Source organism: Methanofervidicoccus sp. A16 (assembly GCF_003351865.1).
Lineage (GTDB): Archaea > AGJL01 > Methanococci > Methanococcales > Methanococcaceae > Methanofervidicoccus.
On record NZ_CP022242.1, the window covers coordinates 479,886 to 492,920 of the forward strand.

The 13,035-nt window shown below is 36.1% G+C and carries 13 protein-coding genes; 4 read left to right on the forward strand and 9 right to left on the reverse strand.

Annotated features, from left to right (window positions below; all coding sequences use genetic code 11):
• Positions 1–352: 352 nt before the first annotated feature.
• From ilvC to CFE53_RS02295, 5 genes are all read right to left on the reverse strand, one after another.
• The gene (gene ilvC, locus CFE53_RS02275; protein WP_148120287.1) at positions 353–1,348 is read right to left on the reverse strand and encodes a ketol-acid reductoisomerase; all 996 of its coding nucleotides are present in this window, start codon (positions 1,346–1,348) and stop codon (positions 353–355) included.
• A gap of 104 nt (positions 1,349–1,452) precedes the next feature.
• Positions 1,453–1,899, reverse strand: a complete 447-nt coding sequence (gene pyrI / locus CFE53_RS02280; RefSeq protein WP_148120288.1) for an aspartate carbamoyltransferase regulatory subunit — start codon at positions 1,897–1,899, stop codon at positions 1,453–1,455.
• Positions 1,900–1,909: 10 nt separating this feature from the next.
• Positions 1,910–2,584, reverse strand: coding sequence for an NADPH-dependent F420 reductase (gene npdG, locus CFE53_RS02285; RefSeq protein WP_148120289.1), 675 nt, complete (start codon positions 2,582–2,584; stop codon positions 1,910–1,912).
• 9 nt (positions 2,585–2,593) lie between these two features.
• The gene (locus CFE53_RS02290) at positions 2,594–3,424 is read right to left on the reverse strand and encodes a sugar phosphate isomerase/epimerase (protein WP_148120290.1); all 831 of its coding nucleotides are present in this window, start codon (positions 3,422–3,424) and stop codon (positions 2,594–2,596) included.
• A gap of 352 nt (positions 3,425–3,776) precedes the next feature.
• Positions 3,777–5,024 carry an LL-diaminopimelate aminotransferase gene (locus CFE53_RS02295; protein ID WP_148120291.1) on the reverse strand — a complete coding sequence of 416 codons (1,248 nt, stop codon included), beginning with the start codon at positions 5,022–5,024 and terminating at the stop codon, positions 3,777–3,779.
• 217 nt (positions 5,025–5,241) lie between these two features.
• Here CFE53_RS02295 and CFE53_RS02300 point away from each other — a divergent pair, with 217 nt between their 5' ends.
• Both CFE53_RS02300 and leuB read left to right on the forward strand, forming a co-directional pair.
• The gene (locus tag CFE53_RS02300; protein ID WP_148120292.1) at positions 5,242–5,946 is read left to right on the forward strand and encodes a class I SAM-dependent methyltransferase; all 705 of its coding nucleotides are present in this window, start codon (positions 5,242–5,244) and stop codon (positions 5,944–5,946) included.
• A gap of 11 nt (positions 5,947–5,957) precedes the next feature.
• Positions 5,958–6,959, forward strand: a complete 1,002-nt coding sequence (gene leuB, locus CFE53_RS02305; protein WP_148120293.1) for a bifunctional 3-isopropylmalate/3-methylmalate dehydrogenase — start codon at positions 5,958–5,960, stop codon at positions 6,957–6,959.
• Positions 6,960–7,129: 170 nt separating this feature from the next.
• Here the strand turns inward: leuB and CFE53_RS02310 are convergent, their stop codons facing one another.
• The 3 genes from CFE53_RS02310 to CFE53_RS02320 all read right to left on the reverse strand — a co-directional run bounded on the left by CFE53_RS02310 (position 7,130) and on the right by CFE53_RS02320 (position 8,777).
• On the reverse strand, positions 7,130–7,681 hold the full coding sequence (locus CFE53_RS02310) for an adenylate kinase family protein (protein WP_148120294.1): 552 nt from the start codon (positions 7,679–7,681) through the stop codon (positions 7,130–7,132).
• A 9-nt stretch (positions 7,682–7,690) separates the two neighbouring features.
• Positions 7,691–8,236, reverse strand: a complete 546-nt coding sequence (locus CFE53_RS02315) for a hypothetical protein (RefSeq protein WP_148121127.1) — start codon at positions 8,234–8,236, stop codon at positions 7,691–7,693.
• Positions 8,237–8,348: 112 nt separating this feature from the next.
• Positions 8,349–8,777 (reverse strand): EamA family transporter, encoded by a 429-nt coding sequence (locus tag CFE53_RS02320; RefSeq protein ID WP_148120295.1) that lies wholly within the window; start codon positions 8,775–8,777, stop codon positions 8,349–8,351.
• 152 nt (positions 8,778–8,929) lie between these two features.
• Here CFE53_RS02320 and CFE53_RS02325 point away from each other — a divergent pair, with 152 nt between their 5' ends.
• Together CFE53_RS02325 and CFE53_RS02330 are read left to right on the forward strand one after the other, a co-directional pair.
• Positions 8,930–11,257, forward strand: coding sequence for a DNA-directed DNA polymerase (locus tag CFE53_RS02325; RefSeq protein WP_148120296.1), 2,328 nt, complete (start codon positions 8,930–8,932; stop codon positions 11,255–11,257).
• A 505-nt stretch (positions 11,258–11,762) separates the two neighbouring features.
• A complete protein-coding gene (locus CFE53_RS02330; protein ID WP_148120297.1) occupies positions 11,763–12,077 on the forward strand; it encodes a gamma-glutamylcyclotransferase family protein in 315 nt (104 codons plus the stop codon).
• Between the two features lie 91 nt (positions 12,078–12,168).
• Here the strand turns inward: CFE53_RS02330 and sfsA are convergent, their stop codons facing one another.
• Positions 12,169–12,849 carry a DNA/RNA nuclease SfsA gene (sfsA, locus tag CFE53_RS02335; protein ID WP_253254781.1) on the reverse strand — a complete coding sequence of 227 codons (681 nt, stop codon included), beginning with the start codon at positions 12,847–12,849 and terminating at the stop codon, positions 12,169–12,171.
• Between the last annotated feature and the right edge of the window lie 186 nt (positions 12,850–13,035).

Below are 13,035 nucleotides of genomic sequence, written 5' to 3' on the forward strand. Positions count from 1 at the left end.
CTCTACTCCTATAGTATCTTAGAGTATCCCAGGAGATTATCCTTTTATTATGATTTTAATATCTTCTTTTTATATTTTATTTTTATAATTATTATTTTTTATCAGAATTTTTTGATGGGAATTGGGGTTAATAAAAATTATTATAATAATAAAAATTAAAATAAAAATCTTATAGAGAAACAGTAACGAATAAAATTTTGAATAAATAAAGAGATAAAAAAGTAAATAACCTTTTCATTTCTATATTAAACACTGAAAAAACAACTAGAATTCTTTTTAATTTTCTTTTTTTATTTTTTATAATTTTTATTATCCTTGATTATTTTTTTATTATAAAAAATAGAAAAATAACTTAATCCTCCTTCTCCAATCCGCACATCTTCCTAAGTTTCTTCCCTACAGTCTCTATTAAGTGCTCCCTCTCCAACCTCCTCATAGCGTTGAGATGTGCCCTACCACTCATATTCTCCAATGTCCACTCCCTTGCAAACCTTCCATCCTGGATTTCCCTTAGGATCTCCTTCATAGCCTTTCTAGATTCCTCGTTTATTACTCTACTTCTCCTAGTTAATCCTCCGTACTCTGCGGTGTTGGAGACGTTCTCCCACATTCCACTGAGTCCCTTCTCGTATATGAGATCTACAATCAACTTCAACTCGTTACATGTCTCGAAGTATGCCATCTCTGGAGAGTATCCTGCCTCAACAAGTGTCTCGAAGGCTGCCTTTATCAACTCAGTTACCCCTCCACAGAGTACAACCTGCTCTCCAAAGAGATCAGTCTCTGTCTCCTCCTTGAAGGTAGTCTTAATAACCCCTGCCCTTGTTAAACCCTGTGCCTTTGCCATTCCAAGGGCGATGTCCCAGGCGTCTCCAGTCTCATCCCTCTCAACACACACCAATCCAGGTACTCCGAACCCTTCGAGGTACGTCTTTCTAACCATAACCCCTGGAGCCTTCGGAGCGACCATTATAACATTTACCCCCTTAGGTGGGACGATAAATCCATAGTGTATGTTGTAGCCATGGGAGAACCCTAAGGTTTTCCCCTCCTTTAGGAAAGGTTTTATCTGTTTCTCATAGACTGTTGGTTGAACCTCATCTGGTATAAGTATGTGAATTACATCTGCCTCTTTACTTGCCTCCTCTATAGTCATTACCGTATGTCCGTCAGATTTTGCCTTTTCCCATGATGGACCGTTGGGCCTTAGTCCAACTATTACATTTAATCCACTGTCTCTCATATTCAGGGACTGTGCCCTCCCCTGATTCCCATAACCTATAACTGCAATAACTTTGTCCTTTACTCCATCCAGTGTAACGTCTTTGTCGTAGTATATCTCTACCATCTTATGCACCTGTTATTTTTTAATTTTAATTCTTTTAACTTTTATTAGGATAATTATTATTATTTAAATAATTTTTCTTATAATTTTTAAAACATTAGAGACAGTCATCTCGCTATCTCAATAGTATTCAAAAACTTCTCACAGTATATACACCTTATCTTCAGAGGATCCTTCTTCTCAACCTTAAATTTCCCAGGTACTCTCTCAACATTAGTTATACAGTTTGGATTGGTACATTTTAAGATTCCAGTTATAACATCAGGTATTTTTACCTTAAATTTCTTTACAACACTTCCATTTTTTATTATGTTAATTGTAGCATTTGGAGATATAAGGCCTATCTTATTTACGTCCTCCTCCGAGAGTTCAATTCCCTCTATCTTCAATATATCCTTCTTCCCGTACTTCTTAGAGGGCACATACATGGCTATAGTTACTGTATTCTCCTCCCCTATGTTGAGCACTTTATAGACATTCAAAGCTTTACCCCTTGCTATATGATCTATCACAGTTCCATTTTCAATGGGTCTAACCTTTAAACTCCTCTCCATAGTATCCCAGTTATCTCCTTAATCCAGTTATCCTTATCCCACTACCCTTTAACTTATACTTTATATTCAGACCTATTAGGAGAGGTGTTATCTGTTCAACATACCTGGACATCTCCAACCCTCCACAGTCTATTCCTCTACATCCCTCTATACTGTTTACAACCTCTATTACCTTCCTCTTAGATTCCTCATCGTCCCCACATACCAAGATATCACAATCTACAGGTTCATCTATACACTCCAACACCTTTGCAGATACATTCTGAAATGCACTGACAACCTTAGAATCCTTTAAATACTCCTGCACCATCTGAGCAACTGATCCCTGCGGAGGCAGTACCACCCTTGTAGGTTTGTCTCCAATTACACCTGCCAAAGGTACTCCTATAGATACGACGATTTTGCCCTTTAACTCCTCTTTTAGGTCCTTTATGGTAGATAATGTATGTTGATAGGGTACAGAGAGAATAACTATATCTCCCTCCTGAGAAGCATCCCTATTTTCCATACCTACAACATCCCTGTAAGGAATACCCTTCGAGGAGAGTATCTTTTTTATATTCTCTGCAGATTCCTCTGCCTTTTCCCTCTTCCTTGAACCGATAATTATCTCGTACTTCTTTGCCAGTCTAAGGGCAAGTCCAAAACCCTGATCCCCAGTACCTCCAAGTATTGCTATCTTCACATTATCACCTTAAAGAAGATTTGAGATAATTTCACTGGCAACCTCCCTACTTTTAATAGCGTCCCTTAGATTCTTAGATTCAAAGGTTATAATATCACTATACCCTATATCCTTTAAAGATTTAAACACCTTAAGGAAGTCTATATTTCCATCTCCCAATTTTAGATGTTCATCAACTTTCCCCCTGTTGTCGTGACAGTGGACATGCACAATACCCCTACCTATCCTATCCAACTGATATATAAAATCCTCCAAGGTTTTACATCTACCGACGCCGTTATATATTACAGTATGGGCATGACCTATATCGAAGGTTATACCTAAGTACTTAGAATCTATGCCCTCCACCATCCCCTTTATATCCTCTAAGGTAGTCCCTAAGATTCCCATTCCTGAGTAGTAGGGCATATTCTCTAAACCAATCATTATTTTATGGTCCTCTGCCACCTCGAGGATCTCTATCAGTGTAGAGTAGTTGTTATCCCTTATCTCCTCTATGTAATTTGACCAGAGTGGAGGAACGTAGCCAGGATGTACCACTACAACCTTTCCATCAAGTTCAGAGGCGCCCTCTATAGCCTCACCTATACACTGGACTGTTAACTTTCTAACTCTACTGTTCATAGAGGCAGGATTGAGATCTGAGAAGGGAGCATGTACCACAATATCTACATCGTAGCAATCCTTTAACTCCCTAAGGTATTTAACATTCTCAGGTGTTAGTTGGTGATGCCCCTCACATACGATCTCCCAGGCGTCAAAGTGGGCCTCTACGATCTTTTCCATGGAACTTTGGAGAGGTTCAGGTAGAAATACCAAAGAGGAGACTCCAAATTTCATTTTATCTCTCATGATTTTTGTTATTGGAAGGTATTATTTATTTTTTTATTATAAAAACATCATTCTTATTAGGACAATAATATAACTCTAGTTATTAAAGTGATGATTAAAAGAATAATTAAAAATTAATAAAAAGCAGTGAAAAATAAAAAACTTAACTATGTCTATATACAAGTTTTTTGCTACTTTTTTTTATTATAATGATCAAAAATAATTAAAATTCAGAAAAAAATAAAAAATCTTAAAATACTCAATAATAAAGATAGATATAGGTGAAAAATAAAATAAGTCCATTTTCTGGACTACATTAGCACTGAAGAAGTAGATTATTAATCACTGCTGTATATGGTATTTAAAATACAAATTCCACATCTGAGAGCCTGTTCTTAACCTCCTCCAGTATCCTATCCTCCTCTTCCTCAGATACCTTACCATCCTTAAAGGCAGGGAAACAGGCTGCTACCCTTATATAACTCCCTGCATCGTCCCACGGTACAGTAGATATAAGTTTCTCCCTTATAAGGTACTGGGAGAACTCCTCAGCGTTTCTGAATACCTTACCATCCTTGGTACCCTTAGGTGCCTTTAGATAGAGATAGAAGGTTCCTCCAGGCATCTTGGCGTCAAATCCTAACTCTCTAAATATCTTTACCATCTTCTTAAGTCGTCTCTCGTATTTCTTCCTTATTCTCTCTGTGATCTCAGGATGGTTTAGACAATATATTCCCGCCTTCTGGATAGGTATGAACTGTCCACTGTCAAAGTTATCCTTTACGTTAGCAAAACCTTTTATAATCAACTCGTTTCCTACGAGAAATGCCAACCTCCATCCTGTCATATTGAATGCCTTTGAGAAACTGTGTATCTCTACTCCTACTTCCATTGCCCCCTCTATAGATAGGAAAGATAGTGGTTCGCTACCGTACGTTAAAGGACCATAGGCTGCATCTTGCACTACAATGATGTTGTTATCCTGTGCAAAATCTACAACCTCCTTATAGAACTCCACAGTTGCCTGGGCACCTGTTGGGTTATTTGGATAGTTTAAATAGAGTATCTTCGCCTTCCTCCTTACATCATCTGGAATACTCTCTAGATCAGGTAGGAAATTATTCTCCTCAAGAAGTGGGAGGTTGTATACCTTACCTCCGTACCATTTTGTATGGGTGGCAGTTACTGGATAACCTGGCACCGTTGTAAGGGTAATATCTCCTGGATTTATAAATACAGCAGGTAGATATGCCAGGGCAGACTTTGAACCTATAGAGTGGATAACCTCATTTACAGGATCTATACCCTTTACACCGTACACCCTCTCCATATATCCTGGAACTGCATCCTTCAACTCCTGTATTCCGTTATCTGCATAACCTCTATTTTCGTACTTCTTAGCCTCCCTACAGAGTACCTCTATAACCTTAGGATCTGCCATCTCATCTGGCTCTCCCACACCCATATCTATTAACTCCATATCTGGATGCTTTTTCATAGCCTCTAACTTTGCCCTCTTTATCTTTTCAAATTTGTAAACCTTATCCTCTTTACCAAAATTCTTACCTCCTATCCTTTCGGCAAATAGATTTTGGATATAACTCTCCACAATATCACCTGATGTATGTTTATGTTATGACAATTTTTATAAAAATTATAAATATTTAACCTAAAAGTTCTCCTAAATATTGATAATTTTAAATCAAAAAGTAAAAGGGTATCTCAACTACTGCAATAGAATATTAGAACCTCTCGCTAATAATTATACAATTTAAAATTATTTTTATTTTTATTATAATTTTTATTATTTTTATTTTTGTGGTATTATGGAGAGGGTGATAGAGTACTACAACACCTTAGCCAGGGAGTACGACAGAATATACAAAGATACAAAATATATGAGATCTATAGAGTATAAGGTACTTGAGGATGAAATTAAAAAAGATTATTTAATCTTAGATGTAGGATGTGGGACTGGGGAGCATTTAATATTTCTAAGGGATTACAACATAATAGGGATGGATATCTCCATAGAAATGGCTAGGAGAGCCAAGGGGAAAAGTGGAAAATTTGTAGTTGTAGGGGATGTACAGTACTTGCCCTTTAAAAGTGGATCCTTCAACTGTGTGATCTCCTTCTTTGGGGCTTTAAATCATGTACAGATAAACAGGGCACTTAAGGAGATAAGAAGGGTTCTTGTTAAGGGAGGAGTATTTATATTTACATTGGCCAACCTCTATCATCTAAGATGGATAATTAAATCCCTTTTAAGGAGAGGGTGGAAAAAGACTGTAAAGGCCATAAAAAAGAGAAGAGGAGACATTACAAAGGTTATAAATGGAAGGAAGATAAGAGTCAGTACCAGGTTTTATACATTGAAAGAGATAGAGGATCTCCTGGAAAAGCATAACTTCCATATAAAGTATACCTTTGGTACCTACATTACAAACTCTCCCTTAGATACTATACTATACAAAACCTTTTTAAAGTACTTTGGCGGTTATATAGGTGCTGTAGTTGTTAAAAAGTAAAAGGTGAAAGGATGTATAAGATATGTGTAATAGAGGGAGATGGTATTGGAAAGGAGGTTGTACCTGCAACTTTGGAGGTTTTAAAGGCTACAGGGTTGGACTTTGAATTTGTACATGCAGAGGCTGGGGACGAAGTGTTTAAAAAGAGAGGAGTTGCCCTCCCAGAGGAGACTATAGAAATAGCAAAGGAGTGTGATGCAGTACTCTTTGGTGCTGCCGGAGAGACTGCAGCAGATGTTATAGTTAAGTTGAGGAAGATACTGGACACCTACGCCAACGTCAGACCTGTTAAATCTTATAAGGGAATAAAGTGTCTAAAGGATAACATAGATTACGTAATAGTAAGGGAGAATACAGAGGATCTCTACAAGGGTATAGAGAGTGAAGTTGCAGATGGCGTATATACTGCAACGAGGGTAATCACGGAAAAAGCCTGTAGGAGGATATTTAAATTTGCCTTTGAATTGGCAGAAAAGAGGAAGAAAGAAGGAAAAATAGGGAAAGTCACCTGTGCCCACAAGGCCAACGTACTGAAATTAACAGATGGAGTATTTAAAAGGATATTCTACGAGGTTGCAGAGGAGTATCCAGATATAGAGGCAGAGGACTACTACATAGACGCCATGAATATGTACATCATCACAAAACCTGAAACCTTCGACGTAGTTGTTACCTCAAACCTCTTTGGAGATATCCTTTCAGATGGTGCTGCTGGAACAGTTGGAGGATTAGGGATGGCACCTTCTGCCAATATTGGAGATAGGTATGGGCTCTTTGAACCTGTACATGGTTCTGCACCAGATATAGCAGGGAAGGGTATAGCAAATCCCACTGCAACTATACTAACTGGAGTACTTATGTTGAGGTACTTGGGAGAGGATGAGGTTGCCAATAGGGTGGAGAGGGCACTTGAGGAGGTGCTGGAGAAGGGACTTACAACTCCAGATCTCGGTGGCTCCCTTACAACATTTGAGATGGCTCAGGAGGTTGCTAAGAGGTTGGAGAAGTACTGATATTACTGTAATGAAAAAATAATAAAATGGATAAAATTCTAAAGAGATAGAAGTAAAAAAGTAAAATACTCTCATTCCTATATTGAACACTGGTGTAAGGTGTGGGATTTCTTTTTATTTTTTGGTTTTTCTTTTTTATACTATTATTTTTCACTTTTATATTCTTATTACTACTCTAACATAAAAAAGTAATCCTCCAACCAATCCACCGTTCCATACTTTATCTTTTTATTTTCAATACTCTCTATAATCTCATCTACGATGGAATCTACACTCCTGTTGGTGGTATCGATTTCATATACAGGAATATTCTCTTTTTTCCATCTCTCTAAGGACTCCACAAGGGAAACGTCAAGTATCTCCGCTCCTACGTTCTCCTTAACTTTCTCCTCTGAATAACCTCGTTTTTCCAATCTCTCCTTTATCACTTGAGGATTGCACCTGAGGACCACTATAAAATCTACATCTAAAAGATGACTTACATGTCCATCGAGGATTATAAAATCTCCCTTTATACCTTTTAAATACCCTTTAAGTTTTTGAAAATCTACTACGTAGGAGTCCATATATTCGTCCTTCTCTATGTAAAGGTTGTTTCTCTTTACAGCCTCTGTAAGATCTATATATTCAACGGAGATTCCCTTCTCCATCAGTTTGTCTTTTAAATGTTTGGAGATGGTGGATTTTCCCACCCCAGGTGTCCCTGTTATAGCCAGTTTTATACTACCACCTTAATTGTTCTCCTTGGCACTTTCAGCAACTGTTTCAGATCTGTATCTGTCGATGTCTATGTCAGAACGGACTATTAAAATTACGTTGTCGTCAACCTTCCAGAGGGAGTAATTTAAAGTTTCCATGTACTTTTTAAAATCTAAAAATAACTTTTCAAATGCCTCAAGAGAGATCTCCTCATGGTTTATGATGATCACATCATGATCTATTATTCTCTTCAAGGTTTCAAATTCGTGAGGAGATTTCATTCTAACTGTTAATACCTTAGGTAGAATCTTCTGAACAACTACCTTACTTTCAGTTTTTTCATCACTTTCCTCCTCATTTTCTTCCCTATTTATCTCCTCTTTATCTATTATAGGCTCTCTCCTTTTTACCTTTAACTTAGACACTATCTTAGACTCAGGTAGTGGTATCTCCTCATCTCCTTTTATCTCGTAGGCAGACGCCTCCTCACCTATAATAACATATATATCGTCTTTAATAGGAAGTTGTTTTGGTGGTTCATCATTTCCAAAGATAACTCTCTTTAACCTTTTTAGCATCTCTGCCACCTGGTTAGTCATTTAACAAAATCACCTAAGTTATTATTTTATTGTAAATTAAAAAATTATTATAATTATTATAATTTTACTATATTTAAGTTTTTTTAATTTATTAGAAATAATCCATTACAAGGTATATTCCCAAGAATATGAAAAAAGCTCCAACTATTATTCTAATAGATGGAAGTTCCCGTGTTATAACAGAATTGGCGATTATTGTAAAGAAAGGGTAAATACTGGTAATTACTACGATCTTTGAAGGTGAAGATAATTTTAGAGCCTTATAATATAGATAGGTAGATAGAAGACTTCCAAGGGATACGATTCCAAGAAAAATAATGGGCTCAAGAGGTAAGGATTTGAGATCCTCTATACTCACTTTCCCTATTAGAATGTATGCTAAAGATATTATAACGAAATTCATAGACACTATAAGAAATAGTGCCGTTGAAGGTTCCACGTAATTCAGCGCCTTTTTTTCAATAATTGGATATATCCCCCACATCATCGCTATGATAAGTGCCAAAATCTCCCCTTTCATCAAAAATCACCTAAAAATTTATAAATTTTTTAAAATAATATTAATTAAAAAACTTATTTTTTAAATTCAAAAAATTAGAACTCAATAAAAGAGATACCATAACAGTATAACCTCTTGGTATATTTAAATGTTCCCTATTAGAAGGTGTTATTATGGATAAAAATGCCCTAATAGATATTGATTATAACCCAGATGATAAGTGTATAGACCTCTATCTACTAGAGGGCCTTATAAAGGATAGGGACTTTAAACCCTACTTTTACGTAGATGCATCTGCAGAAGATATTAAAAGATACCTTGAAAAAAACCATAGAGAGTTATTGTATCGTATAGAAGACCTGGAGACTACAGAGAAGGTAATAATAAACAGGGATCTTAGAAGTAGAGACAGGGTCATCAAAAAGACTCTTACAAGGGTAGTTGTAAAGTATCCTAAGGAGGTACCAAAACTTAGGGTACTTAAGAATTTGGGAGAGATATACGAGCATGATATTCCCTTTACAAAGAGGTACCTTATAGACAACGATTTAATCCCTATGGTATACTACAAGAATATCGAAGACAGAGACAGGAGGGAAATAGTAGGTAACGAGATACCGAAGTTGAAGGCAATAGCCTTTGATATGGAGGTATACTGTGAAGGTAGGGAACCTGTACCAGATAGAGATCCTATACTTATGGTAAGTTTTTTCTCGGAAGAAATAAAGAAGGTATTATCTTATAAATATTTCAAACATGAGTGTTTGGAGTTAGTGGAGAACGAGAGGGAGTTGATAAAGAGGACTGTTGAGATCCTACGGGATTACAATCTAATATACACCTACAACGGAGACAACTTCGACTTTCCCTACCTAGTGAAAAGGGCCAAGTACTTAGGTGTCAATATTCCTCTAAATATAAGGATCTCAAGGGGAGGGATGTATTTAAGAAGTTATATCCCTGGGAAAGTACATATAGATCTTTATCCCATTGTAAGGAGAACGTTGAACCTGAGTAAATATAGTTTAGAAGAAGTATGTTATGAACTCTTTGGAGTGCGTAAGTTGGAGGTTGGTCATAGAAATATAGGCAAGTTGTGGGAGGAAAATGATAAAAAACTTGTTGAATACTCCTTTCAGGATGCCCACTATACCTACCTAGTTGGAGAGTACTTTCTACCCTTAGAGGTGATGTTTTCCAGGATTGTAAATCAGACACCCTTTGAAGTTTGTAGGATGAGTAGTAGTCAGATGGTGGAGTATCTACTACTAAGGCACTCCTATAGGAAGAACTTTTTAGCACCTAACAGACCTTCTGATGAGGAGTATAAGAAAAGACTTAGGGAGTACTATGAAGGAGGGTATGTAAAGGAACCTATTAGGGGCGTCCATGAGAATATAGTAAGTATGGATTTCAGATCCTTATATCCATCTATCATAATAGCCTACAACATAAGTCCAGATACTATAGACTGTAGATGTTGTGAAGAAAAATCTGAAAAAATACTTGGGCACTGGTTCTGTAAAAGGAGAAGGGGCCTCATACCTGAGGTACTCCATAAGTTGCTTAAGAGGAGAAAGGAGATAAAGGAGGAGTTAAAGAAGATTGACAGTACCTCTCCTTATTACGCTCTCTTAGATTACGAACAGAAGTCCTTAAAGGTACTGGCTAACAGCCACTATGGTTATCTGGCCTATCCAAGGGCTAGATGGTACTCCAAGGAGTGTGCCGAAGTAATAACCTATTTAGGTAGGATGTTTATCCAGAGGACTATAAAGGAAGGTGAAAGATACGGATTCAAAATAATATATGCTGATACAGATGGATTGTATGCAACTATGGAAGGTGTAAAAAGTAAGGAGGAGTTGTTAGAGAAAACTTACAAATTTTTAAGGGAGATGAATAAGAAACTTCCGAAGGATATGGAGTTGGAATTTGAGGGATACTACAAAAGAGGTCTATTCGTTACAAAGAAGAAATACGCCCTCATCGATGAAAATAACAAGATAATAATAAAGGGATTAGAACTTGTAAGGAGGGACTGGTCTAACATAGCCAAGAAGACACAGAGAGAGGTACTTAAGGCTCTACTGGAGAAGGGAGATATTAAAATGGCGAAAGATATTGTTATCAATACCATAGAGGACCTGAGAAAAGGGAGGGTAAAGAAGGAGGATCTAGTTATATATACGCAGATTACAAAGGATATATCCCAGTACAAAACAACTGCTCCTCATGTTGAAGTTGCAAAAAAGATTTTGAGGAACGGAGGGAGGTTGAGAGTAGGAGATGTAGTTGGCTATATCATCACCAGTGGCAGTGGACCTGTAAGTGAGAGGGCAGAGTTGCCAGAGGATGCAGAGGATTACGATGTAAATTATTACATAGACAATCAGGTCCTCCCTCCTGTAATAAGAATAATGGAGGCCCTGGGAATATCTAAGGAAGAACTTAAAAGTGAAAGTAGGCAGAGCACTTTACAGGATTTTTTCAAGATTTAGATGAATTATTTTAAGAGTATGTCTTTAATAGTTTATGTGATTCATGATTTATACAAATATAAAAGTTCCTATTAAAAATATCAAATTTAAAAAACTAAAAAATTATTATAATCAATAAAATAATAAAAGAAAAATTAATAAAAACTTGTTTAAATTTCCTAATACTCTTCATTAAATATTTTTAGAGGAAAGAATAATTTTTCCCTCCAACAGGATCGATTTAATATTTTTCAGAAAAATATCCTGAGAAATAGATATTTGTTTATTGTTAATAATTTTCCTCTCTTTTTTATAATTGGATTATTATTCTAATTTTTTAGATAATTTTTATCATTTTATATTTTATTAGAATTATTATTTTTTTATTAGTAAGGATTTTTTGAGTAGGAAACTATTAGCAAATTTATTAATAATTGTTGGAAATTAGATAGTAGGCATTTAGCCCTTCAAGATCTTAGGAAGAAATTAATTGCAAAACTGTATAATTACGGTTTTAAGGGAAACCATGAACCTCTTTGTATATGGAGAGTTAATGAAAGACGATGTACTGTTGAGATTGATAAATAGAATACCAAAAAAGAAGAAGGGAATGATAAAGGGTTATGAGAAATTCTTTGATTATTCCATAGGCTATTACGGTGTTAGAAAAAAGGAGGGATCTGAGGTCTCTGGGATTATACTCCTGGATATAACTGAGGAGGAGTTGAAGGTTTTTGATTACTTTGAGGACGAGGGAGAACTATATTACAGAGTAAAAACTAAGGCTTACGATGAAGATGGAGAGGAGTACGAGGTATTTCTCTACGTTAGGGATTTATAATAGACTATATTTATCCTAACCATTGTTTCTCTGTTCTCCAACTTTATATCATTTGTATTTATTCATTCCCTCATCTAATAACCTCCATCCATCAAATAGAGCCAAGTTTCAAGGTAGAGACAAAATAGATCTTTCCATTCTCTTCCACTTTTATCTTAAATCCTCTAAAATTCACACCCTTGTCAAGAGCCTTGTAAAACATTTCACTAAATTCTCTGTCTGTCTCTGAGTTAGGTAGGAAGTACTTACAGTCCCTAAGAGCCATTATAAGTATTACTGCATTATAACCTTTCTCTTTAGCCTCTATCAACTCTCTTAGATGTTTCACACCTCTCTTCGTTGGAGCGTCTGGGAAGTAACCTGTATCTCCCTTGACAAGATTACAACCTTTTAACTCTACAAAGGTATTTTTATCTACCAAGAAGTCAAAACGACTGTTTTTAAATTTTACCTCTTTTTCTATTCTCTTAGGTATAAAACCCAATACTCCTTTCTCTATGGCCCTATAGGCTATATTGGAGTGAAGGGATGTGTTCACAAGGACCCATTCTCCCTCAACATTTACCGTTATCAATGTGTAGTCGGTCTTCAACCCTTCCCTGTTTTTTATCACCCATATCTCCCTATCTTTAACTAGTATGTCCCTAAGGCGCCCAGTATCTGCTATATAGCAACTTCTCTCCTTACCATCTACAACTATTCTCCCTAGGAATCTATTTTCCCTTTTTATAAACCTACCAACCTCCAGAGTTCCAAGGTCATTGAGATCCATAAGTTCCAAGATTTCACCTTATGTAATGAATAGTTAAAAAATGATAATAGAAGTTAAGAAAGATGATAAATAAGAGTAAAGTAATTAAAAATTTTAAAAATAAAATTTAATTTATTATTTTGTTTAAAATCCTCGATAATTCCTGTGTAGTATAGTCAATACTGATCGACTATTATTGATAAGATA

Bases quoted from the DNA above. Each gene is read 5' to 3' on its own strand.
- ilvC (WP_148120287.1), bottom strand. From the start codon at position 1,348: ATGGTAGAGATATACTACGACAAAGACGTTACACTGGATGGAGTAAAG.
- pyrI (WP_148120288.1), bottom strand. From the start codon at position 1,899: ATGGAGAGGAGTTTAAAGGTTAGACCCATTGAAAATGGAACTGTGATA.
- CFE53_RS02290 (WP_148120290.1), bottom strand. From the start codon at position 3,424: ATGAAATTTGGAGTCTCCTCTTTGGTATTTCTACCTGAACCTCTCCAA.
- CFE53_RS02300 (WP_148120292.1), top strand. From the start codon at position 5,242: ATGGAGAGGGTGATAGAGTACTACAACACCTTAGCCAGGGAGTACGAC.
- leuB (WP_148120293.1), top strand. From the start codon at position 5,958: ATGTATAAGATATGTGTAATAGAGGGAGATGGTATTGGAAAGGAGGTT.
- CFE53_RS02315 (WP_148121127.1), bottom strand. From the start codon at position 8,236: ATGCTAAAAAGGTTAAAGAGAGTTATCTTTGGAAATGATGAACCACCA.
- CFE53_RS02320 (WP_148120295.1), bottom strand. From the start codon at position 8,777: ATGAAAGGGGAGATTTTGGCACTTATCATAGCGATGATGTGGGGGATA.
- CFE53_RS02325 (WP_148120296.1), top strand. From the start codon at position 8,930: ATGGATAAAAATGCCCTAATAGATATTGATTATAACCCAGATGATAAG.
- CFE53_RS02330 (WP_148120297.1), top strand. From the start codon at position 11,763: ATGAACCTCTTTGTATATGGAGAGTTAATGAAAGACGATGTACTGTTG.
- sfsA (WP_253254781.1), bottom strand. From the start codon at position 12,849: ATGGATCTCAATGACCTTGGAACTCTGGAGGTTGGTAGGTTTATAAAA.